The following is a 19,216-nucleotide window of genomic DNA, read 5'->3' on the forward strand; positions in this document are numbered from 1 at the left end:
ATCCATTGAGTGGATTGATAACATGGGTTGATTAGGTTCGTTAACTATGCAGATTGACTAAATGGATTTAGGAAGTAATTCTATGAGGTAAATGTCTGACGTAGATTTATTGCATGACCCTCACATTCACTACACACATGACGATGTCGTACACCGTTTACAACGAGGCAGGAGGGGCGCACAAGACAACTACTGGAGTCAATCTCTCGGAGGCACACTCTCGCCAAGGACTCAACACCCTCTATATCGACGGAGATCAGCAAGAAGCGAACGGCACCTATCTGAAGCATGCTGGCGACGATCGCGACGACGGCGACGCCGACAATCTCGTCCGCCACATGTTGGGGCAGCCACGTGGTGATCTGAGAGATCTAATCCAGACGACGGACGAAGGGTTTGATGTATTGCCCGCGCACGACATGATCGAGGATTTCACAGAACTCCTTCTCAAGCGTGAAGATTTTGAGACTAACATGGGTAACGACGATTTTAATCGGTTCGACCATCTCCATCGTGTCCTGTGGCAAGAGAATTCGCTCCAGGACGACTATGATGTTATCATCGTCGACCCAAACGCGCAAGCTGAGAACATGCTGGTGAACGCGATCTACGCGACGAGGACGATCGTTGTCCCAGCAAAGCCAGCTGGTAAAGGATCGAAGAGTCTCAAGGGGCTGAGTGGGCTCCTTTCAGCTATGTCCGAAGAGCTTGGTATCGATATTGGCGTGGCCGCAGTGATCCTCTCCGGTGTGTCGAACACCGCAACGCACCAACGCTATGTTGATAAAATCGACGCCGAGTATGGGGTCGCTGGGCAGATCGGTAAGCGTGAGTCACTTATGGATGAAATGTGGGATGCAAGAGGGAGCGCCTTCAAAGTCGTCGAAAAAGGCTGGCTCGACGGCGAGCCAGGCAAACGGGGAGTCCGTGATCGAGAGATCGATACGCTCGAAACGATTCTCGATATCGCTGACGATATCGCTGACCAGTTCGACGTCGCACCACCAAACACACCAGAGATTAAAATTGAGGGGGTTGCATGACTGGTTTCAAGTCAGGAACCAGTAATCCGTTAGAAGATCTCAACGACCAAGACGACGATAACGATCAAGACAGTGAGCCGGACGAGAACACGGCCCAGGAGTCGTCTAGTGTTGACCTGGACAACCTGCCGTATCTCGCTGAGCGGCAACTGAGAGGCGCTGCAACGAACGCAGACAGAACCAAACAGCTCCTACTCAAAGTCCGGCCGTTCGTCGATCGACAGGAGGATGATTTCATCAATGAGGTCCAGAAACTCGTCGGGGGCGACGTCACGAAGTCCGACGCCCGGGAGGCGGCGATTATCGTCGCCCAGGAGAATCCCGAACTTGTCGCTGAGAAACTGCGTGAGTGGGGAATTGAATATCTAAACGAGTGAATTACAATGTCATCAAAATACAAAAACATAGAAAGTACAATAGAACGATTAGAAGAGGAAGCCTCAGAACGATGGGGTGATGAATGGACCATAGAGGCCCGATACTTCGCTGATGGCGATGCACAGGCCAGTGCCGTGCACTCTCTTGGCCGCAATGATGACGGCCACCTCGTGAAAAAACGGCTGTTCCTACTCGAATCGGGCGACTACGTGGTCGACCAAGTGACGTTCGAACGCCGGTATGTCGAGGAAAAGACGGTCGAAGCGCCAGATCAGTAGCAAAAAATTATTGGCTGTGCTGTTCTATCTGATGATTAGCGGGCCTCAGGGTAGGGCCTGAGGTGGCCCCCGCCTATTTAATCAGTTTATTGTAGCACTCTTCACAGAGAGTGTTCCAGTTGTTTCCGAAGTCACCGGACCTCCACCGGTAATCTTCGTGTTCGCTCCGTTCAAAGTCACAATGGTCGCATTTTGGCATGTTTTGTCACCTCCATGGCCTCCCGGCCACATACATACCAAATAGCTACATGCACTTAAGTCTGTCCCATTGATGGCACAGACTTGTCCCACTAATGAGACAGACTTATACGTGGGTGGGTCCATGAACCTGTATGGCAGGACTTTCCGAACTGTTCAAACCGGAGTCGAAGCTCAGATTAATCGAGACAATCATCGAACTAGACGATGCAGCGAACCCCAAAACGATCTGTAACCAGGCGGATGTTGGCCGCTCCACCTGGTATCGAGTGCACGAGGATCTGCTCGATAAAGGCGTAATCGAAGCTTCTGGTAAAATCGGGAATTCGACGCTCTACCAGGCCAACAGGGAGTCTGAAATAGTCGAGCATATCCTGGCTATTTCGGAGCTCGTCGAGGATTAAGCCAGGGACTCACACGCCTCGCCATCATCATCGCCGTCAAGGCCCGATGGATCCCCCGGCGTGTTATCGAGCACCCATTGCGCTTGATCTTGGCTGCTGAAATCGGAGCAGTCGTATGGATCGTTCGAGCCACTAGGTGGAGGCAGGTCGGGTTTGCTATCCGGTTCTGGGGTTGGTGTTGGGGTGTCCCTGGGCTCGAAGCCCCACACACGCCGGTCAGCCGACTTGGCGTCATCCTCAAGACTGGCGAATTCAGAACGCAATGTAAACGATGAGTCGTACATGCGGGCGAGGCCCTTCTGAATCAACTGTTTGTTGAAATTCGTTCCGTCGTAGAACACGTGAGCCAGCAACCGACCGTAGGAGCCGCGTTTGTCGCTCTTCGGGTCCGTAACGACAGTGATCGTTTTGCCGTCCAGCTGCTCCGTCGCGAAGGCCGTCGCCCGATCACCCCACTCTAGGAGATAATCATGCCCCCGCTCGTTGTCTGACACGTCAAAATCACCGGGGTCCTCATGCTGCGATTGTGTCTCAGGTGTATCGACTCCCAGTAATCGAATCTCGTCGGTTGAACCATCTGCGAATTCAACCTCAATCGTGTCGCCGTCCACCACACGTGTTACTATCGCTGACCTAGCTGTCCCGCCATCGATCGGACTGTTTGGTTTCTCCGTCGCTGTGGGCGTCTGTGTGGCTGTTGACACCGCCGTCGTTGTGCTCGGCCCGATTGTGCCGGCGGTTGTTGTCGGCGCTTGTGCGGTTCCTCCTGATGGTGTTGGTGTGGACACCGATTCAGTGCCCGTCGGATCATTTCCCGAACAACCAGCTAACAGCAGGAGGATACACAATGTTATTGTGAGATATCGCTGTTGCATCACTCTGGTTCTCAAAACGTACTGCTAAGAATTTTCTGCTATTGATAACAAAAAGTCAGAAAAAGAAGAAGAGAGTTATTCCCAGGCGTCGCGGACCGGGACTTTCACGAGCCGTCCGCGCGGGAAGTCGTAGGTTTTCTTTGAGTTGTGGACCCGGTTGGCCTTCGTTGGTATGTACACGCATTCGAAGACCTCATCTACCGGAGTAACCGGCAGGTATGGGTGCATTTTGTACGTGAGGAGGTTGAAATCCTCTTTTTCGTAGTATTCGATCAAGTCGTCCGCCACCTTCTGGCGAACGAGCATCGGCTGACGTTTGACCAGATCGATCACGATCGACCCGGACGTGATCGAACGATCGACCTCCAGCTCATCCATGAGCTGTCTGATCTTCTCGTTCATTGTTTGGCCTCCGGGCACCCACTGAGGTGGTCGGGTCCACCGTGTTTTTCAAGGCATTCGTCTCCGCAGATCAGGCATTTCAGGTAATTCTTACCCGTCGGAATTCCGTATTTGTCGAACTCTACGCCCTTCTCGATGTGTCCCTCCCGTTCGATAATACGTTCGGGAACGGATTCGACTGGTTTCATAGCTTCGTAGCCTCTGAGAAGATCCCGGCCCCGTCGTCAGCGGGGTTCATCCAGGCCTTCTCATTCATACCAAATAGATACTCACTATTAAGTCTTATCATATTGGCTAGCCAATGCGGCAAGGATCAATGGATTGATGACTCTTAGTCCAACTACATGGATCGATGATAGTCTTCGATGAGCAGATTGACTCCCGCCCGTGTCGAACGATCGAGGGCTCTCCCCTACTGATCGTGGACCTGAACGAAGGAATCCCAGCTGGGCGAATCTTACTAGTCGACTTTGATCAGACGGCGTTTCGGCGTCACGACGAAAAATAATCAATCCGTGAGATACGTCTAGAATATTCAAAAAGTGAACACCCATACGAGGATCAAACCACACCCCTACCAAACGCAGCAAAAAGAAAAAAATTGGCCGAGTTACCTATTCAAGGATTACTCGGTGGTTTGTCCGGAACTTATCAGCCGTCATGAGGGCTTCGAGTTTCGATTGTTTCTCTGCGATTAGTTCCCGGACCGTGTCATCCTTCAAGAGGATCACTTTGAAACTGTCACCGGCCGACGCCACCACGAGACTCCATGCCGGCTTAGTTGTGTGTCCATACTCCTGGATTACGTCGATATTTGAGAGATCGACTTTTTCTCCTTCTTTCATAGCTTCGTAGCCTCTGAGAAGATCCCGGTCCCGTCGTCAGCGGGCTTCGTCCAGGCCTTCTCATTCATACCAAATAGATACTTGCTATTAAGTCTTACCATATTGGCTAGCCAATGCGGCAAGGCTCAATGGAAAAATCAGAAGAGCCAGTCTTACCTGACCGGGTCGGGGGCTCCCTCCAGAGCGTCTATCAGTTCTTTTCGTTCGTCGTCTGTGATGGGGACAAGCAGTGTCATCTCATCCCCTCTGTGGATGTGTAGGAACATCTGGCCATCCTTGCGGGATCGAAGAAGATTGAAGTCAGTCATTCATGAACAGCTCCTGGACTTCAAGAGTTTTCTCTCGCCCTCTTCTGCTCAGGTCAGCCTCAAATGCCCCGACCTCCAGGACATTGAACCAGTGCCCCTCGGCCACCGCCTCAAACTCGACCGATCCAACTTCGATCGGTCCGAGGGCGTGCGTCTGATCGATCAGGGCGTCGAACAGGGAATCGATACGATCTTTGGTTTCTTCGGGGAGTGCGTCCCGAAGTTCGAATTCCCCTTCGGATATTGCGACTGCCAGTTCGTCGAATTCGGGGCCAGTCCCCGAGATTGTGTTTTTGTGTTGGTCTTCTTTCATAGCTTCGCAGCCTCTGAGAAGATCCCAGTTCCGTCGTCAGCGGATTTCGTCCGGGCCTTCTCATTCATACCAAATAGATACTTACTATTAAGCCTTACCATATTGGTTAGCCAATGCGGCAAGACTCAATGGCAAAAACTAATAGGTACGGGCGTGTGGTTGTAACTGAGAAGATCTCGGCTCACCAAAATGGCCGACTGCTGACGACAGTCGACCGGGATCTTCTTAGAGGCTAAGAAGCCAATGAAAGCTAGTACAGAAAGGGTTGATAACCCTTACGACAGTATAGATCCCGACCGCTTCGAGCGAGCTGTGCTCGAAGCCATGGACGTCGAACCGTTTGCACCGGGCCTCTATCGTGTGACACGGGAGGGCACCGATTATACGGTGGATCTTCAACAAACACGCTGTGAATGCCCGGACTTTCGTTACCGTTCTGTTGTGTGCAAACACATTATTCGCGCAGCTCTGTGGTCGTTCTATTCTGATGACGACGTGACCACGATCGTTGCGCGGACGCTTGAAGTGGCTCACAACACGAATTGTCCCGCAGAAAATGATCGGATATGTGACGGCCCACTGGGTCCACGGTATCCTTGCCCCGAGTGCGTGTCAGCAACAGGCTGGGATGATTGGACCATCTGGAAACAAACTGCTCGTCGCACAGGAGAGCACAGAGGCGAGTAGCCGTTATCTCTTGCCGCATTGGCTAACCAATATGGCAAGATTTATTTATGGAGGTGAATCAAGAGTAGAATATGCGTGAGAAAGATGAAGCTGGCAGATTCGTAAAGACGTTAACCGAAGAGGATGTCCTCAGCGTGTTCGAGGAGGTGGAGAGTCCATTCATCGCGAAACCAGATGTCGTTGAACGATTCGACACTTCTATTAACACAGTTGGTGACCGCTTAGAAGACTTAGAGACTGCGGGTAAAGTCGCCTCTCGGGTCCCTGGACGGGATCGGATCTACTGGCTAACCGAATAATTTTTTTAGCCATCCATTGATCCTTGCCGCATTGGCCAACCAATATGGCAAGACTTAATAGTAGGTAACCATTTGGTATGAATGAGGAGGCCCGGGCGAAACCCGCTGACGACGGGGCCGGGATCTTCTCAGAGGCTACGAAGCTATGAAAGAAGACCAAATCGAAGAATCCGACGTTTCGGAGGGCCTTGACGGGCTTCTCCCCATGCGCTCGGAGGTCGAACCGACAACCAACCAAACGCTCATAATCGAATCCGATGAGCAAGAAAAAATCAAAGTTCTCTCATCGGAGTCTACTCGGGAGGTCCTCGAATCGATCCAAAAGGCCCCCAAAACGCCCGCAGAAGTGCGGGACGAGCTCGGGAACTCGCTCCAGAACGCCCATTACCACGTGGGCAAACTGGAGGGGGCAGGCCTGATCGAAGCGGCGGGCACGGCCTACTCCGAAAACGGGGTTGAAATGGACATTTACCGGGCCAAAGCCGACTGCATTCAAGTCAAAGTCGGCCCTGGGTGTGACATAGACTAGGAACACGAGCCCCTAGAGGGCTCGCTAACGGCCTTGTGTAGCACGTTTGGTCGTCGGCTATCGGTTACGGTTACTGAACACGTGTACTGATCACGAACACCGATTACTGATAACATACCAACAATGCAAACAATAGCAATATTTTTATGATGTGATACACAATATTGTTATGCATGGTGGAAAAACCCGATGTCGAACGATTCGAAAAAACGGTAGACGTGAAAGGCACCGAAACCCTCCACGTCGTTAAATCAGTTCCCGATCAGGGGACCCTAGAGTGGACTGCTACCTGGGATGATAACGAGGTGTCTGGCAAAAGTTCTAGATTAAATGATAATCATCAGGCACTCATGTTTTCCTCTCCGGTCTCGATCAACGGCAAAGAAACGCACGGGATAGCCCTCAACGATGCGTACGACCGGATGAAGGCTGGACTCAAAGCCGCTAAGAAATATAGGCGGAAAAAGCGGAAGCTCGAACGCAAGAAAATGGCCAAAAGGGAACGGGAGAAAGACCTCTCGTTCCGAATAACTGAACGAACACGAACGATCGGCCACCGAACGAAATACGAGAAGACGGAGACGATTCTTAAACCCAATAAAAAAGAGAAGCACATGGGCGATGAGGAAACGATCCAATGGAAGGGTCTCCGAAAGGCGCTCGGAGCGACGGAGGACGATTTTGCCTTTGCCGGGGAGGATACTCCTCTGGATCAGTTTGACGTTGACACCAGACTGACGATTGACGAGCTCGTTGACATCGTCGAATCGAACGACGAAATTGATGCTATTCGAGAACAGCGTCGGCACAAGCGTCGACGAGAACAGTTGATCGACACCTATCCAGATCTTAGCGGAATCGACTTCGATCCTGATCGCGTTGAAGATGCGGTCGATGAAGCCGAAGAATCTGGCAATGCGGTGAGTTTTCACAAGAAAACAGTGCGATGCAATGATGCATCACTCGAATGCAACCTAGACCACCTTGTCTATCAGATCACCGCCGACGGTCAAGTTGATACGAAACGCGTCCACACATTCTAGGTGATGGTTGACGACGTTCAGGAGCTAGCGGAAATATTGCAAGAGAGGGGAAATATTCCCCCAAAACGAGCACGGGTTGTTGCCCTTGTCGACGCCGGGTATTCCTACAGAGAGGTGGCCGAAATTCTTGGCATGGAGAATCCCGACGAGGTATCGACTCATGTCAAACGATATCGCGATGAAGATCTGGAACACGCAAAGTGGCTCGTGGAGAACGGGGCTGATATTTGATTAGGAACAAATTTATAATGCAGCATTATTGACCAACAGAATTATCTGATATTAGTGTGTAATCAGTATATGGAAGTTACGCGTAGACACCTAATAAGATCTCTTCTTGGTACTGTTACGGGGGTGAATATAGCCAATGAGGTGTCTAATTTCTCATCTGCTGACAAAAATACTATTACAAATTCAAATAAATGCATAAATAAGAGGGACGAACGTATGACACAGACCGCTTACCTTGCCCCCCCAAGTATGAGTTTCACGACTATGTTTTCCTATCTTCCATACCTAATGAACACTAACCAATCACCTATCATCTTGATGGATTCATATGATCTGGAGCGATTGCAGGGGCGGGTTATTCGAGAACGAGGTAATCAAGAAGTTCAGGTACGGGGAGAGATCTGTGATCAATTACTCCGCCAGGGGATTATCAAAGGAGTCGACTACGCCAAGTTCTATCCTTCTCTTAAACAAAACCAGTATCTCCGAAAATATCAGAAGGTTCTTGACGATCTCCCCGACCATATACTTCAAGAGTCGGTCAGTAGATCCGCAGATATTTTCATAAACACTAACCGAGGAGATTATCAAAAGCCAGTTAGGAATTCTCTCGGTAATTGGGATCTAAATGAGAGAAAACGTCAAAAAATAAGAAAGCAGCAAAAACGCTTCGAAGGGGGCTTGGGGGATCCTAAAACCTGGCATGAACGAGTATTCGGGAAATACATCGCTGCTCTTGAGGTTCGACACAAATTAGACCAACAACTTGACTATAATGTTGTAGGGGTTCTTGGACAGGGAGATCGGGAAGGGATCGGTGCTATCATTGATTCAAGTGATATCCAATTTAATGAAGATATACTTAGAACTAGAGAAGGCAGTCATACTATTGATCAAATAGGAAGGCCAAACCTAGATAAAGCATCAGACCTCAATAATAAACTCGATCAGATAACAACAATTGCGCAAGAAACAACAGGAGTGCAATATCAAGACTGGTATATCCTCGGTAGTCGTCTCGCAATACCACAGTTCTCTGATTTACTCACCAAAACTCATGGTTTAAACGGACAGAGATGGGATCCATCCTCGGTTGCCGACGAGACTCAAGAAGTGCTAGATTATCTTGAGAACCACGCCATAGAAAACAAGCCAAACCATCTCAGGTACGAGGCCGAACGGATCGTTGAAAACTATGAAAGGACAGATCAGACTACTCAGAAAGTGCTAGAAGATCTAGAAGCGGCATCAGACCTCTCAAATTACGCTAGTGAGATTCGTTCCCTTGCGGAGGAGGGACAGTTCTCTCCTACTGCGCTTTATGTGGCTATGAGTATTAAGATGGACCCAAAGCACTGCTACAACGAAGACGACCTTTACCAAAAAGCAGTGGCTCTCAAACGGCGGCTCCAGCCAGTGGGCGTAACTGATTCTGAGATCGAATCATTCAGAAAACGTGGAAGCTTCAGACTCGGTGGAAAGCGGAGAAATTGGCATCAGACGCTCGACCGGACACGAAAAACGACTTATTCTAATAGTTTATGATTTTCTAAATTATCGTCTTGCTCTCGTAGAATCCAGTTTAATTGCATTTGTTCGTCTCCCTGATACTGCTGCCGAAGCTGAGCCGCCACTTCAACAAATTCGTCTACTGACATAGATTTTTTGAGAGCAAAGGTCGCATTATCTTCCAGTTGATACTCCGGTACAAACGATACTGCATCAGATTTTATTTCGAAATTTACTGGCATTTCGCCATCGGACGAGATATCACTTGACGAGGTTAGTTTATTCGAATTGGATTCAGAATATGACTGTTCGGATCCATTACCTGGTTCTAAAAGTTCGACAAGCCGTTTTAGGAACCGAGCCTATGCCTCTCCTTTTTCAGTAATTAAGATCGTTTTGTCATCGATCGTAATACATCCGCCTTTCTCTAAATTCGTCAACCGCCATCGGATCTGGTCACGAGAAACGGTTTCTCCCCTTCTCTGCTGTCTCTCTTTAACGTCTGCGACTACTGGTGAGATTCGCACAGGTTCGGGGGCATGCAGCAGATTAAGCGTCTCCCCTGCTGAATTCCTAACGCCGATCGAGTAGATCACAAGGGATAGCAATGGCCCACGCGAGGTATGAAGGGGATCGAGACACTCATCAATTTTATCCATGTCATCGGGATGACTCCAGTCGATATCATCAAGGTCTGTTCCAAGTTCTGCCATGTATTCATTTAGATGCCCTAATATCTGGTGTCCTGCCTGTGTAATTGACGGTCCTGGACGGTCAACCATCGGAATCGGCAGCTCGGAGAAAATCTTTAGATGATTTGAAACTGTTGGTGGAGAACATCCAAGAACAGTAGCTATCTCTCGCTGTGTTTCAACCGTATCGTCCTCCACTAACGACAAAGTGGCTAATCGTTTTGGTTTGAGTGATTGAATAATTTCCCCAGCCTCAATAACGACCTGAGTCAGCTGCTCCGGATGAGTGACCATGTCTGGATATAATAGGAACTATACTAAGAAATTTGCGCGTAGATTGAATATTAAGAGTTATTGCGGAAAATCCATAGCTCCGCCTAATATAGTCTAATGTTCAGAATTACTAGGAAATACTTTTGTAGTATACAGTCAAGTGTATGATAGCGGGACAAGTATGTCAACACCAATTCAAACGAACTCGGTAACAACGGAAGCGAGTGGACAATTCGAAAAGGAAGTCGAAAAAACGTGTTCCGAGTGTGATGGTAGATTGGAAAATCAACAAGAAGAAACGGTTTGTAAGGAATGTGGGCTTATCGAAGAAATAAGCGCTGTAGATCACGGCCCAGAGTGGCGAGCGTTTAGTTTCGAGGAAAGCCAACAGAAAACTCGTGTCGGTCCACCAACGGACCGATCGCTTCACGATGGGGGACTATCAACCATCATCAGTTGGTCCGATAAAGACGCGAGGGGCAACGTGTTGCCGGCTCAGAAACGCCGGCGGATGCACCGGCTCCGTACCTGGAATCACCGCTCACAAACACCCGACTCAAAGGCAAAGTATCGTAAACAGGCGCTGGGAGAGATCGACCGGATGGGTTCAGCGCTGGGCCTTCCAAAAGATGTCCGTGAGACGGCGAGCGATATCTTCAGGCAATCACACCAAACTGGAATCGTAGTTGGTCGATCGATCGAGGCAGTCGCTGCTGCTGGGTTGCACATTGCGGCCGCAATAGCTAGCCTCCATCGAACGCTCGACGAGATCGCCCACGTTGCTCGGGTCGAGCGGACACCCATCGCACGAACGAAGCGTGCGATCAATGCCGAATTCAATCTCGCGCTCGAACCCGGTCAGCCATCGACATTTCTGGAGCGGTTCGGATCGGAGCTCGAGCTCCAAGAGAAGTCCATCCAGAAAGCCCGAAAAATTCTTGACTCGGCGTCCGATGAGTATCTCGGCTCAGGGGCTAGTCCCGTCACCATTGCGGCATCTGCACTTTACTTGGGTGACAGACTCACAGGTGGACCGTCGGTGACGCAGAAAGAAGTCGGTGACTGCTGTGATATCTACGATCGAGTCATTCAGGATCACTACCCGATCCTCGAAGAATTCTACAAGGAGGTGTGCTGATGGGTGAGCATACAGCATTCATCGAGCTGAATGCTCCGAAGCGAGATCTGCTGACACTCCTGTCGCACGGAGACCCAGTGAAAGAGGTGGAAATTGGCGCTGATCTTAAACAAGAAATCGACGGAGTCGTCAGTTATGCTCGGATTTACGACCAACTTCAATCGCTCGAAGAGAGAGGATTGGTCACTGAAAGAGCCACCGAGCGATGGAAACTATACCAGATTACTCCACGTGGACAATCAGTCCTCAGGGAGTATCATTCATGGTTTCGTAATATTCTCGACGAGAATAGCTTGACGAACGACGAATATTCAGTTACGCATATAGGCGGCGGAGCGTGCCGAGCAATCCCACCAGAAAGTTCAGACGATGACTAACGATACCATCAGCAAGGAATTCAGCGAGACGCATCGCTGTCGTACAATCACAACAGATCACCGAATAGTCGACAGCCAGAGCGTCGTATTCGGCGCTGCCGTTTGTCCCCATAACGACTGTCGGACACCGCTTCACGGGGACCCGGTGGATTTTGAAAACACCATCTTCCGTTGTCTCGGGTGCCGTGGGATCGTCATCATCGACCAGGAGGCCATCGATGGACTGTGACCATGAACCCGAGAGGATCAGCGTCGTTGAGAGCGATGGTACAACGGTCGAAATCGAGACCGAGTGTCGTCACTGTGGGACACAACTGTGGACATCAGCGGAGTTGATGGCCGTCGGTGACTACTCCGTCGGAGATCAATTTAGAGATTCGGAGGGTCGGTGCTGGACAATCCTTAATCCACGGACCCCAGGACCAGCTGGATCGGCAGGACTGAAAATCGAACATCTACGTGATCCGCTCGAGGAGCGAGATGTCGGTGTTCATCTGAGAGCGAACGACGGCGACGAACAGTGGTTTCAACACGACAAATTCGAGATAATAGTTGGAGATATTCTGGAGGAACTTCCATGAGTGTCGCCATCACCGAACTGGTCTGTCCAAACTGTGAACATCGGTTCGAGTTGGGTGAAGCTCTCAGAATCCGCTGCCGGGGGCCACAAACGACCGAGATATCCTGTCGTCGGTGTCGCCACATGATCTCCAGATCGATCTCACCCGACCGCATCGATCGTCCGCCCCAGCCAAAGGGTCGGTCGTTTGTGACCGATAAGGACGGCCACAAAGTTGGGAGACTCCTCTTCAGTGACAGTGTCTGGTATCAATTTCGGGAGACTCCGGACGGTATCGTGGAGGAGGTCGTGAAAGACGGCGAAACGAAAGAATCGATTCCAGCCCAGAGATTGGGCCTCCCAATCGATTCGATAGAGGATGAGATTCAAAATGAGGAGCGACGACTAGAAAACCTGACGGTGGCCGGGCTGCGTCTCCAACGGCCGGCTCTTGCCGCACAGCTCCTCGAGTAACCACACGAATAAGTGAGCCCTATATCTATAGCTATAGCTGAAATTATTATAAAATTTGTATTTCCATAAGTTTTATACTATATGCAATTCATGGACTAATTGCACGAGGGGAATTACACCCTCCTCCTCGTGGAAGGTTGGGCGCATCAACCACGGGCAGCAGAGCGAAATAGCCCAACTTTCGAGGTACCCATGACACATACATTTTTGTTCATCAACGCGGTAGCATCGGTTCCTGCCTGGCTGTTAACATTCGTCATCGGTTGCGTAGTCGGGTGGTTTTTGCTTCCGAAAGTGACAACGACAACGACGACAGTCGAGTCCGGTCGCGAGCAGTACGTGAGTAGCGGGGTTCGCGAGTCCGTTCGTTCCCGGCTTGCAAATAGCGATGTTCCCATCGAACGAATCGATAAGCGCGACCCATCCGGGCCGCCAACTCCAACGCTGCACGACGATGTCTCTACCATGATCATTGGGCAAACAGGAAATGGGAAATCAACCTTCGTTAAAGAGCGAATAGACAAATGGGATTTCGACGGTGCCGTGATCGCGCATGCCCTGTCGGAGGCTGATACCGACAACGAATTTGTCGAGTTTTTCGAAAATCGCCGCGACCAGGACGTCGTCAAGATCTCTTCAAGAAACTCAACACATCGCTGGGATCCGCTGCTCGATTTTGGGCGGACACTGAGGGGTTTAGAAACGCTGTCACGGGGATTGTTTCGCAGCCGCGATGCGAAGGAGACGGGTTGGTTTCAGCCAGCTCAGACACTTCTCATGTGTGCGCTAGTGGTTACGATGATCGAGGAGAAAGACTTCGCTGCGCTGCCTGATATCGCAACACGAGGCCCTATGCGACTGGTGAAAAATTGCGAAGAGCTGTCAAAAGATCGAACCAGGTCGATAACTCGTCCAATAAGGGATATGGATGAGGAAGATCGATCAGCTGTTCAGACCACAATGTTGAACCAGTTGCGGCCACTCTTCCTATCGGATATTGTTGACGACGATCTCCCTCGAGTTTCCCTCAAAGAATATCTTGCCGAACCAGATGAGAAGGTAATCGTCTGTGATAACATCCGTCGTGATCGCCATGCTGCCCCATTCTGGCGGCTATTTCTTCAGTCAGCAATCGACTTGTCCTATGGAGCAGAGGGGAAACAGCAGTTTCTCCTGGACGAGTTCGATAAGTTGCCGCGGATCGAGAACCTTCCCGGGCTCGCGAGCGCTGGCCGGTCGGCGGGAGTCGTCGGTGTGCTCGTTGCTCAGGATCTTCATCAAGTAGAGGATCGGTACGGTGACCTAGCCAAATCACTGTGGACAAATTGTCCAAACAGAGCGGCCTTCAGACTGAGCGATATGGAGACAGCGGATTTGGTGCTCTCCGGGATTGGTCGATACGAAATGAAACGACAGTCGCTGTCTGCTGGCTCTGACCCAGATGACCAACGCGTGTCCACGTCGATCGCTGTCCAGCAGCCGATCGTGTCGGGGGATCTGATGAGCCTCGATATCGGTGAGGCACTCATTCAATCTCGCGAAGGATGGTGGCTTGGTAAACTCGAAGAGCCGGACATATCGAAGACAGCCCTTCCACAACCGGACGAAGGACTAACTGCCGAGTCACGATTCAGACGATTCGCTCGAAAACACATTAATGATACTCCCTGAACAAGTGCATGGGCTTAATACAGTCATATTTTTAGTTGACAGTATGTCATCAAGGGTCCAGCAGTCCCAGGCAAATGATACTATATCGTATCCCTAAATATAATTTTGTCATTATAAAGGATAACATTTATAGTACTGTTCTACTAACTGGATATTGGCTTTCGAGCCATTAGACTGCGCACCTGTGGCAACACAGGTATTCCTTCAAAGTAGTATATCACTCATCAGAGTCAACTCATTTGCTGGTTGTCCAGCGCTTGCTCTCGAAAGGTTTCGACAATTTCTGCAAACCGGGGATCATCGCCAAGCACCTCGAGGGTTTTCTGGAGCGGTACCTTTAACTCATATTCGTTGTATCGACCAGAGTTTCCCCCTTCGTTTTGTTGATTCGTCTCGATGAGTCCAATCATCGATAGATCGGACAGATGAGCGCGAACACGGCGATTCACGATCGTGTCGATGCCGACTTTCTGAGCGATCGTTTTATACCTACTGTGGATATCGCGAGTCCGAACAGGAGTGTTATCCGTTGTGGCGAAGCTAACAAGGGAGAGCAACACAGCGTGGCCCTGAGTCGTTAGTTTCTCCATCCCCTCGAAGACCTTAGATTCGTCGAGGTCCTCTTTGGCTGCCCGTACATGAGAGTCTGTGATAATCTCATCGTCATTGTCGCTTGCATTCTTCCCAGCGAGATAGAGAAGTCGCAAGGCCTGTCGAGCACTCCCAGTATCCTGTGCAGCATATGCCGAGCACAGAGGGACCACGCCTTCCTTGAGGACGCCATCGATAAACGCCATTTCTGCTCGCGGTCTGAGAATACTCTTGAGCTCTGTGGCGTCATAGGGCGGAAACAAGATCTCGGACTCACAGAGTGTATCCCGGACTTTCGGTGACAGCCTGTCTTTAAACTGGAAATCATTTGAGATCCCGATCACGAGTGGCCGGCAGTTCTCTACATACCCATTTGCGCGGGCGCGTGGGATCCCATAGAGTATGTCGTCATTTGCACCGATATTGTCGATCTCGTCCAGAACTATGATAACAGTCCCACCGATTGCGTCGAGCTCGTCGTACAGCATCTCGAACACCGCCTGTTGACTGTATCCTGGATTGATCCGTTCTCCAGAACGGAGTTCATTAACGAGGGAGAGAGCAACTTGGTACGATGTGTTTAGGTTCTCGCAGCCGACCCAAACAACAGAAAGGTCAAGATCGTCGTACCGAGCTGCGTCTTTCTGCAAATGATCTAGAATGTATCGAGTAGCGACAGTCTTTCCCGTCCCGGTCTTGCCGTAGACGAAGATATTCGAAAACGGTCGGTTATCGATTACCGGTTGGAGAGCTCGTCGGTACTTTTCAAGTTCCTCGTCCCGTTCACGGATGTCGTCGGGGAGGTATTCTTCGTCAAGGACCATCGCATCCTCAAAGACCAACGAAGACCGATCAAACATTCCCATGCTCGCCCTGTGAACCAGGGACATTATAAAGGTTACCGTCCGGTGCGTCCGATGCGTCCACTAGGCAGTCTTTCCGTCCGATGCGTCCGAAGCATCCGATGCTATAGCAGCACTTATTCAAAAACGGGTCGCTTATGATGTGTAAAGCGGAAAAATATCGGATTTACAATCTTGACGCGGTGGTGAACACACACACCCTACTACGTCCGATGCAAACTAGATCAACCGTTGCCGAAAAACAGTTCGGACTAGCAAACCAAATTATTCACAAAACTAGTCCTTGTTAATAACACGTTTTTATCTTCTACGGTTGCTTTTCGTACCACTAACTAATAAAGATTTCTGCTATCTAGAGACGCTTCTCTATTCCACCCCCCCTCTATCCTAGATTGCATCGGACGTAGTGGGGTGTGTGTGTACTTAAAGAAAAATTGCATCGGACGCACCGGACGCACCGGTGCCCGGTCTAGATATCTGCATCGGACGTGACGGGGTGTGTGTTCACTTAAATGATTCTTGCACCGGACGCATCGGACGCATCGGATGAGAAGACAAAAAGAATCCGTGATCCCTGAGATCGTTTGGTAACTGGCGACGGCGGTCCCGGTGACTCGAACAGACAAAAGGCATTTACATATATACTAGAGATATAGGATATGTTCGATCTTACAGGCTTTCAACGAGACTTGCTGTACGTCATCGCGGGAAGCGATGAACCGCACGGGCTCGCGATCAAAGAGGAACTCGAGGAGTACTACGAAAAGGAGATCCACCACGGCCGGCTGTACCCAAATCTCGATACTCTAGTTGAGAAGGGCCTCGTGGAGAAGAGCCAAAAGGACCGTCGGACAAATTCATACGAAGTAACTCGACGGGGGTGGCGTGAGATCGATGCACGCAACGAATGGGAAGCGCAGTATATCAATCTCAAAGTGCCGGTTACCAGTTGAGGCCTTGTGTAAATCTTGGGCGGTGATAGGGTAACATTACACAAGCCGATTAAATTCGTGGACCTTTCTCGACGAGCCACTTTGCTCCAGGCAGATCCTGGTTGCGGTACCGATCAACATGGACGCCCACCTCCGAGCGATGTTCCATCCCGAGTTCATCAGCAACCTCCTGATGTGTAAACCCTTTCTCAATCAACGCAACTACTTGAGCTCGTTTCTCGGGGATCCCTCCGAGCTCGTTGAGTTCCTCAGCACGAGTCATCTGTTCGGGCATAAACGTGGTTGTTCGACCAGTGGTTTATCTCTTGTTTCAATGCTTACTGAGATACTTTGATTTGAGCCGGCCATCGGGGCCCCGAAAATACGCATAGAGATATGGTCCATGCCCTTTGCCGTTGTTACAGCTACAGTGGGGCTTGTTGCAGTTTCTTCGTTGCGAGTAGACATAAACCGATGAACCTGAAGCAATATCGAGTTCGTCCCGCTCGACGTCGAACGATTCTAGTTCGTCATCGACCGGCTCAGCATTGTCCGGGAGATCGTCTTCGGTAATCTCCAGGTTTCGCTCCATTTGTTCGGATATCTGTTCCTGAATTGCCTCCAACGTCTCTGGGTCTTGTTTTGGGATCCCTTCGGTGAGGTAGTTAGCGATGTCTCCCTTGTGCCACTCTAGGAGTTGTTCGATAAACTCAGCTATCTCCTCGAGCTGGGGATTCTTTTGCCGGTCAATTCCTTCTGTGAGATATGTGGGAATTGTCTGTTTCTCCATGTCTTGTGTAAGCATTCGGCCCCTATCAATCTAATGTTTACACAAGGGGTGAAATCCACTGCTGAGAACCTCTCGCTTCGAGATTTGAGAGAACTTCACCTCTTGACAAACCTTTATGTGGATTGCTGCATAACACTATTGTGTAGCATGTCAGGGATAGAAGATAGAATAACAGCGTTTCGTGACGGCCCAGCACGGGTTGATGACGACGACGTTGCGTATGATCGGTCGATCTTTTCTCGGTGGCAGAAGCATGGGAAAGATCGACTGTACGTTCGTGATCCAGGTGACGGATATCTAAGCCTCGACGGAGACGGTGGAAAGACACTCCGGCATCCAGAGGGACCGATGACCCAGTTTGGTGGCCATAAGGATCGTGTTCGGTCGCTTGATGACGGGACGACAATCCACTATGCAACGGACGGATCTCACGATTGGATTGTTGCGGTCATTCCTGATGAACGATGAGAGACTGCCTATCTGGGATGATCGCCGATGCAGATAGTGTTCCAGAGCCGGCAATCGTGCCCGTCGATGAGATGTGCATGATCTGTGGACTGGGTGGACCAGTTAAACCGATCACTGGTACGAATGGTGTTTTCAGTGCTTCATTCACGACTGATCCAGAGCTGGACGCTGGCGATGGCGTCTGCTGGCGTTGTGAGTATCTGGCTGGTCAGATGGATTATCGGCGCTACCATTGGGTCGCAACATCCGATGGTATCGAAGTGATCAAAGAGCGTCCAGAGCTGATCGACGTGCTCCTCGATCCGCCAGAGGGTCCGTGGATGGTACAATACAAAGACGGGTCCGACTTTCTGACGGTGTTAAACGGCTGGATTGTAGCCCAGCGTCTCAACACTTCACGACAGCACTACCGGATGCTTGTGGACAAACACACTGTCGGTATCGATCGGCAGGAGTTCGCGGAGATGGTCGCGTTTGGTCGGGATCTACGGTCGCGTGAGGATGCCCCATCGAAACGCTCCCTAATCCACGGCCCGACAGCGGGTGATCTCTCCCGCTATGACATCGGTCGCGATGAGTATCGACATCTAACGAATGATCTTGCTGGTCGCGAAGACTGGCGGATTGCAGTGCAATTAATCGACTAACAATGGTTACGAAAGAACAGATCGAACGGCATTGGATAACGGTTCTTGCAGAGTTTTGGCTGCAAACGGATTGGGACAAATTCTCAGGTCAAAAGAAGTCACGCGCCGATACGTTCGGCGAACGGGTTGAAGTGGCGACCCGTGCGGGTGGAGTCCATGAGGCGCTCGACAAGCTTGCTAAGGGCCTCGGGCAGGCAGTTCCTAAACTACCGACGGCAGACCTTGATCCGCTTGTGACTGACGAGGATCAATCGATGCGAATCCTCCGTCGCGAAGAGGTTTGGATTGTCAATAAGACTGACGAGACAGTTCAGAACTACTTCGAGGATAAGAAAGATTCAGATCCAGATCCAGAACCGACGACGAGCAAACTGACGGATTTCATCACGGAGGATTAAT

General features: G+C 50.3%; 30 protein-coding genes and 1 pseudogene. 20 read left to right on the forward strand and 11 right to left on the reverse strand.

Annotated elements, in window-relative coordinates:
- The first annotated feature begins 137 nt into the window (after positions 1 to 137).
- From JXQ78_RS18540 to JXQ78_RS18555, 4 genes are all read left to right on the forward strand, one after another.
- A complete protein-coding gene (locus JXQ78_RS18540) occupies positions 138 to 1,043 on the forward strand; it encodes a ParA family protein (protein WP_330633654.1) in 906 nt (301 codons plus the stop codon).
- Positions 1,040 to 1,420 (forward strand): hypothetical protein, encoded by a 381-nt coding sequence (locus JXQ78_RS18545; protein ID WP_330633655.1) that lies wholly within the window; start codon positions 1,040 to 1,042, stop codon positions 1,418 to 1,420. The genes JXQ78_RS18540 and JXQ78_RS18545 overlap by 4 nt, the downstream gene beginning before the upstream one ends.
- Before the next feature lie 6 nt (positions 1,421 to 1,426).
- Positions 1,427 to 1,699, forward strand: a complete 273-nt coding sequence (locus tag JXQ78_RS18550) for a hypothetical protein (protein WP_330633656.1) — start codon at positions 1,427 to 1,429, stop codon at positions 1,697 to 1,699.
- A 332-nt stretch (positions 1,700 to 2,031) separates the two neighbouring features.
- Complete coding sequence (locus tag JXQ78_RS18555) at positions 2,032 to 2,301, forward strand: hypothetical protein (RefSeq protein WP_330633657.1); 270 nt, start codon at positions 2,032 to 2,034, stop codon at positions 2,299 to 2,301.
- On the opposite strand, the gene JXQ78_RS18560 is transcribed toward JXQ78_RS18555, so the two are convergent.
- The 6 genes from JXQ78_RS18560 to JXQ78_RS18585 all read right to left on the reverse strand — a co-directional run bounded on the left by JXQ78_RS18560 (position 2,298) and on the right by JXQ78_RS18585 (position 5,044).
- A complete protein-coding gene (locus JXQ78_RS18560) occupies positions 2,298 to 3,176 on the reverse strand; it encodes a thermonuclease family protein (protein ID WP_330633658.1) in 879 nt (292 codons plus the stop codon). The two genes, JXQ78_RS18555 and JXQ78_RS18560, sit on opposite strands and share 4 nt — an antisense overlap.
- Before the next feature lie 75 nt (positions 3,177 to 3,251).
- Complete coding sequence (locus tag JXQ78_RS18565) at positions 3,252 to 3,578, reverse strand: hypothetical protein (protein ID WP_330633659.1); 327 nt, start codon at positions 3,576 to 3,578, stop codon at positions 3,252 to 3,254.
- A complete protein-coding gene (locus tag JXQ78_RS18570) occupies positions 3,575 to 3,766 on the reverse strand; it encodes a hypothetical protein (protein ID WP_330633660.1) in 192 nt (63 codons plus the stop codon). Before JXQ78_RS18570 ends, JXQ78_RS18565 begins: the two co-directional genes overlap by 4 nt.
- A gap of 426 nt (positions 3,767 to 4,192) precedes the next feature.
- A complete protein-coding gene (locus JXQ78_RS18575) occupies positions 4,193 to 4,423 on the reverse strand; it encodes a hypothetical protein (RefSeq protein WP_330633661.1) in 231 nt (76 codons plus the stop codon).
- Between the two features lie 152 nt (positions 4,424 to 4,575).
- On the reverse strand, positions 4,576 to 4,731 hold the full coding sequence (locus JXQ78_RS18580) for a hypothetical protein (RefSeq protein WP_330633662.1): 156 nt from the start codon (positions 4,729 to 4,731) through the stop codon (positions 4,576 to 4,578).
- The gene (locus tag JXQ78_RS18585; RefSeq protein WP_330633663.1) at positions 4,724 to 5,044 is read right to left on the reverse strand and encodes a hypothetical protein; all 321 of its coding nucleotides are present in this window, start codon (positions 5,042 to 5,044) and stop codon (positions 4,724 to 4,726) included. Before JXQ78_RS18585 ends, JXQ78_RS18580 begins: the two co-directional genes overlap by 8 nt.
- Before the next feature lie 324 nt (positions 5,045 to 5,368).
- On the opposite strand from JXQ78_RS18585, the gene JXQ78_RS19155 reads away from it, so the two are divergent.
- The 6 genes from JXQ78_RS19155 (at position 5,369) to JXQ78_RS18610 (ending at position 9,378) form a co-directional block, all read left to right on the forward strand.
- On the forward strand, positions 5,369 to 5,731 hold the full coding sequence (locus tag JXQ78_RS19155; protein ID WP_407934095.1) for an SWIM zinc finger family protein: 363 nt from the start codon (positions 5,369 to 5,371) through the stop codon (positions 5,729 to 5,731).
- A gap of 71 nt (positions 5,732 to 5,802) precedes the next feature.
- Entirely contained in the window at positions 5,803 to 6,030 is a 228-nt protein-coding gene (locus tag JXQ78_RS18590) for a hypothetical protein (RefSeq protein WP_330633664.1), read from the forward strand.
- Positions 6,031 to 6,175: 145 nt separating this feature from the next.
- Entirely contained in the window at positions 6,176 to 6,559 is a 384-nt protein-coding gene (locus JXQ78_RS18595; RefSeq protein WP_330633665.1) for an ArsR/SmtB family transcription factor, read from the forward strand.
- A gap of 173 nt (positions 6,560 to 6,732) precedes the next feature.
- Positions 6,733 to 7,602 carry a hypothetical protein gene (locus JXQ78_RS18600; protein WP_330633666.1) on the forward strand — a complete coding sequence of 290 codons (870 nt, stop codon included), beginning with the start codon at positions 6,733 to 6,735 and terminating at the stop codon, positions 7,600 to 7,602.
- A gap of 3 nt (positions 7,603 to 7,605) precedes the next feature.
- Entirely contained in the window at positions 7,606 to 7,833 is a 228-nt protein-coding gene (locus tag JXQ78_RS18605) for a helix-turn-helix domain-containing protein (RefSeq protein WP_330633667.1), read from the forward strand.
- 69 nt (positions 7,834 to 7,902) lie between these two features.
- The gene (locus tag JXQ78_RS18610; RefSeq protein ID WP_330633668.1) at positions 7,903 to 9,378 is read left to right on the forward strand and encodes a hypothetical protein; all 1,476 of its coding nucleotides are present in this window, start codon (positions 7,903 to 7,905) and stop codon (positions 9,376 to 9,378) included.
- On the opposite strand, the gene JXQ78_RS18615 is transcribed toward JXQ78_RS18610, so the two are convergent.
- Both JXQ78_RS18615 and JXQ78_RS18620 read right to left on the reverse strand, forming a co-directional pair.
- Positions 9,360 to 9,584, reverse strand: coding sequence for a hypothetical protein (locus tag JXQ78_RS18615; RefSeq protein ID WP_330633669.1), 225 nt, complete (start codon positions 9,582 to 9,584; stop codon positions 9,360 to 9,362). The genes JXQ78_RS18610 and JXQ78_RS18615 overlap by 19 nt on opposite strands.
- Before the next feature lie 120 nt (positions 9,585 to 9,704).
- A complete protein-coding gene (locus tag JXQ78_RS18620; RefSeq protein WP_330633670.1) occupies positions 9,705 to 10,328 on the reverse strand; it encodes an ArsR family transcriptional regulator in 624 nt (207 codons plus the stop codon).
- A gap of 160 nt (positions 10,329 to 10,488) precedes the next feature.
- Between JXQ78_RS18620 and JXQ78_RS18625 the strand changes: the two are divergent.
- The 6 genes and pseudogenes from JXQ78_RS18625 to JXQ78_RS18650 all read left to right on the forward strand — a co-directional run.
- Positions 10,489 to 10,665: pseudogene (locus tag JXQ78_RS18625) on the forward strand (transcription initiation factor IIB 2); the annotation flags it as partial.
- A 126-nt stretch (positions 10,666 to 10,791) separates the two neighbouring features.
- Complete coding sequence (locus JXQ78_RS18630; RefSeq protein WP_330633759.1) at positions 10,792 to 11,445, forward strand: transcription initiation factor IIB; 654 nt, start codon at positions 10,792 to 10,794, stop codon at positions 11,443 to 11,445.
- The gene (locus JXQ78_RS18635) at positions 11,445 to 11,822 is read left to right on the forward strand and encodes a PadR family transcriptional regulator (RefSeq protein WP_330633671.1); all 378 of its coding nucleotides are present in this window, start codon (positions 11,445 to 11,447) and stop codon (positions 11,820 to 11,822) included. Before JXQ78_RS18630 ends, JXQ78_RS18635 begins: the two co-directional genes overlap by 1 nt.
- A 218-nt stretch (positions 11,823 to 12,040) precedes the next feature.
- Positions 12,041 to 12,403 carry a hypothetical protein gene (locus JXQ78_RS18640; protein WP_330633672.1) on the forward strand — a complete coding sequence of 121 codons (363 nt, stop codon included), beginning with the start codon at positions 12,041 to 12,043 and terminating at the stop codon, positions 12,401 to 12,403.
- Positions 12,400 to 12,855: a hypothetical protein gene (locus JXQ78_RS18645; RefSeq protein WP_330633673.1), complete on the forward strand. Its 456-nt coding sequence runs from the start codon at positions 12,400 to 12,402 to the stop codon at positions 12,853 to 12,855. The genes JXQ78_RS18640 and JXQ78_RS18645 overlap by 4 nt, the downstream gene beginning before the upstream one ends.
- Before the next feature lie 294 nt (positions 12,856 to 13,149).
- Positions 13,150 to 14,526: a type IV secretory system conjugative DNA transfer family protein gene (locus JXQ78_RS18650; protein ID WP_330633674.1), complete on the forward strand. Its 1,377-nt coding sequence runs from the start codon at positions 13,150 to 13,152 to the stop codon at positions 14,524 to 14,526.
- A gap of 230 nt (positions 14,527 to 14,756) precedes the next feature.
- Here JXQ78_RS18650 and JXQ78_RS18655 read toward each other — a convergent pair whose 3' ends face one another.
- Positions 14,757 to 15,983, reverse strand: a complete 1,227-nt coding sequence (locus JXQ78_RS18655; protein WP_330633675.1) for a Cdc6/Cdc18 family protein — start codon at positions 15,981 to 15,983, stop codon at positions 14,757 to 14,759.
- Between the two features lie 656 nt (positions 15,984 to 16,639).
- Here JXQ78_RS18655 and JXQ78_RS18660 point away from each other — a divergent pair.
- Positions 16,640 to 16,933 carry a PadR family transcriptional regulator gene (locus JXQ78_RS18660; protein WP_330633676.1) on the forward strand — a complete coding sequence of 98 codons (294 nt, stop codon included), beginning with the start codon at positions 16,640 to 16,642 and terminating at the stop codon, positions 16,931 to 16,933.
- A gap of 49 nt (positions 16,934 to 16,982) precedes the next feature.
- Here the strand turns inward: JXQ78_RS18660 and JXQ78_RS18665 are convergent, their stop codons facing one another.
- Both JXQ78_RS18665 and JXQ78_RS18670 read right to left on the reverse strand, forming a co-directional pair.
- A complete protein-coding gene (locus JXQ78_RS18665) occupies positions 16,983 to 17,207 on the reverse strand; it encodes a helix-turn-helix domain-containing protein (protein ID WP_330633677.1) in 225 nt (74 codons plus the stop codon).
- Positions 17,208 to 17,243: 36 nt separating this feature from the next.
- On the reverse strand, positions 17,244 to 17,702 hold the full coding sequence (locus tag JXQ78_RS18670; RefSeq protein ID WP_330633678.1) for a hypothetical protein: 459 nt from the start codon (positions 17,700 to 17,702) through the stop codon (positions 17,244 to 17,246).
- A 147-nt stretch (positions 17,703 to 17,849) separates the two neighbouring features.
- Between JXQ78_RS18670 and JXQ78_RS18675 the strand changes: the two genes are divergently transcribed.
- Genes JXQ78_RS18675 through JXQ78_RS18685 form a run of 3 tightly spaced genes read left to right on the forward strand, consistent with a single transcriptional unit; the run spans position 17,850 to position 19,215 of the window.
- Positions 17,850 to 18,170, forward strand: a complete 321-nt coding sequence (locus tag JXQ78_RS18675; protein WP_330633679.1) for a hypothetical protein — start codon at positions 17,850 to 17,852, stop codon at positions 18,168 to 18,170.
- The gene (locus tag JXQ78_RS18680; protein WP_330633680.1) at positions 18,167 to 18,817 is read left to right on the forward strand and encodes a hypothetical protein; all 651 of its coding nucleotides are present in this window, start codon (positions 18,167 to 18,169) and stop codon (positions 18,815 to 18,817) included. The genes JXQ78_RS18675 and JXQ78_RS18680 overlap by 4 nt, the downstream gene beginning before the upstream one ends.
- 2 nt (positions 18,818 to 18,819) lie before the next feature.
- On the forward strand, positions 18,820 to 19,215 hold the full coding sequence (locus JXQ78_RS18685) for a hypothetical protein (protein ID WP_330633681.1): 396 nt from the start codon (positions 18,820 to 18,822) through the stop codon (positions 19,213 to 19,215).
- The last annotated feature ends 1 nt before the right edge of the window (position 19,216 follow it).

It is taken from the genome of Halocatena halophila (assembly GCA_027563145.1).
Lineage (GTDB): Archaea > Halobacteriota > Halobacteria > Halobacteriales > Haloarculaceae > Halocatena > Halocatena halophila.

What these genes read in the sequence shown, in the direction of transcription:
- JXQ78_RS18540 (WP_330633654.1), top strand. Translation starts at nt 138, where the DNA reads ATGACGATGTCGTACACCGTTTACAACGAGGCAGGAGGGGCGCACAAG.
- JXQ78_RS18545 (WP_330633655.1), top strand. Translation starts at nt 1,040, where the DNA reads ATGACTGGTTTCAAGTCAGGAACCAGTAATCCGTTAGAAGATCTCAAC.
- JXQ78_RS18550 (WP_330633656.1), top strand. Translation starts at nt 1,427, where the DNA reads ATGTCATCAAAATACAAAAACATAGAAAGTACAATAGAACGATTAGAA.
- JXQ78_RS18555 (WP_330633657.1), top strand. Translation starts at nt 2,032, where the DNA reads ATGGCAGGACTTTCCGAACTGTTCAAACCGGAGTCGAAGCTCAGATTA.
- JXQ78_RS18560 (WP_330633658.1), bottom strand. Translation starts at nt 3,176, where the DNA reads ATGCAACAGCGATATCTCACAATAACATTGTGTATCCTCCTGCTGTTA.
- JXQ78_RS18565 (WP_330633659.1), bottom strand. Translation starts at nt 3,578, where the DNA reads ATGAACGAGAAGATCAGACAGCTCATGGATGAGCTGGAGGTCGATCGT.
- JXQ78_RS18570 (WP_330633660.1), bottom strand. Translation starts at nt 3,766, where the DNA reads ATGAAACCAGTCGAATCCGTTCCCGAACGTATTATCGAACGGGAGGGA.
- JXQ78_RS18575 (WP_330633661.1), bottom strand. Translation starts at nt 4,423, where the DNA reads ATGAAAGAAGGAGAAAAAGTCGATCTCTCAAATATCGACGTAATCCAG.
- JXQ78_RS18580 (WP_330633662.1), bottom strand. Translation starts at nt 4,731, where the DNA reads ATGACTGACTTCAATCTTCTTCGATCCCGCAAGGATGGCCAGATGTTC.
- JXQ78_RS18585 (WP_330633663.1), bottom strand. Translation starts at nt 5,044, where the DNA reads ATGAAAGAAGACCAACACAAAAACACAATCTCGGGGACTGGCCCCGAA.
- JXQ78_RS19155 (WP_407934095.1), top strand. Translation starts at nt 5,369, where the DNA reads ATGGACGTCGAACCGTTTGCACCGGGCCTCTATCGTGTGACACGGGAG.
- JXQ78_RS18590 (WP_330633664.1), top strand. Translation starts at nt 5,803, where the DNA reads ATGCGTGAGAAAGATGAAGCTGGCAGATTCGTAAAGACGTTAACCGAA.
- JXQ78_RS18595 (WP_330633665.1), top strand. Translation starts at nt 6,176, where the DNA reads ATGAAAGAAGACCAAATCGAAGAATCCGACGTTTCGGAGGGCCTTGAC.
- JXQ78_RS18600 (WP_330633666.1), top strand. Translation starts at nt 6,733, where the DNA reads ATGGTGGAAAAACCCGATGTCGAACGATTCGAAAAAACGGTAGACGTG.
- JXQ78_RS18605 (WP_330633667.1), top strand. Translation starts at nt 7,606, where the DNA reads ATGGTTGACGACGTTCAGGAGCTAGCGGAAATATTGCAAGAGAGGGGA.
- JXQ78_RS18610 (WP_330633668.1), top strand. Translation starts at nt 7,903, where the DNA reads ATGGAAGTTACGCGTAGACACCTAATAAGATCTCTTCTTGGTACTGTT.
- JXQ78_RS18615 (WP_330633669.1), bottom strand. Translation starts at nt 9,584, where the DNA reads ATGCCAGTAAATTTCGAAATAAAATCTGATGCAGTATCGTTTGTACCG.
- JXQ78_RS18620 (WP_330633670.1), bottom strand. Translation starts at nt 10,328, where the DNA reads ATGGTCACTCATCCGGAGCAGCTGACTCAGGTCGTTATTGAGGCTGGG.
- JXQ78_RS18635 (WP_330633671.1), top strand. Translation starts at nt 11,445, where the DNA reads ATGGGTGAGCATACAGCATTCATCGAGCTGAATGCTCCGAAGCGAGAT.
- JXQ78_RS18640 (WP_330633672.1), top strand. Translation starts at nt 12,041, where the DNA reads ATGGACTGTGACCATGAACCCGAGAGGATCAGCGTCGTTGAGAGCGAT.
- JXQ78_RS18645 (WP_330633673.1), top strand. Translation starts at nt 12,400, where the DNA reads ATGAGTGTCGCCATCACCGAACTGGTCTGTCCAAACTGTGAACATCGG.
- JXQ78_RS18655 (WP_330633675.1), bottom strand. Translation starts at nt 15,983, where the DNA reads ATGGGAATGTTTGATCGGTCTTCGTTGGTCTTTGAGGATGCGATGGTC.
- JXQ78_RS18660 (WP_330633676.1), top strand. Translation starts at nt 16,640, where the DNA reads ATGTTCGATCTTACAGGCTTTCAACGAGACTTGCTGTACGTCATCGCG.
- JXQ78_RS18665 (WP_330633677.1), bottom strand. Translation starts at nt 17,207, where the DNA reads ATGCCCGAACAGATGACTCGTGCTGAGGAACTCAACGAGCTCGGAGGG.
- JXQ78_RS18670 (WP_330633678.1), bottom strand. Translation starts at nt 17,702, where the DNA reads ATGGAGAAACAGACAATTCCCACATATCTCACAGAAGGAATTGACCGG.
- JXQ78_RS18675 (WP_330633679.1), top strand. Translation starts at nt 17,850, where the DNA reads ATGTCAGGGATAGAAGATAGAATAACAGCGTTTCGTGACGGCCCAGCA.
- JXQ78_RS18680 (WP_330633680.1), top strand. Translation starts at nt 18,167, where the DNA reads ATGAGAGACTGCCTATCTGGGATGATCGCCGATGCAGATAGTGTTCCA.
- JXQ78_RS18685 (WP_330633681.1), top strand. Translation starts at nt 18,820, where the DNA reads ATGGTTACGAAAGAACAGATCGAACGGCATTGGATAACGGTTCTTGCA.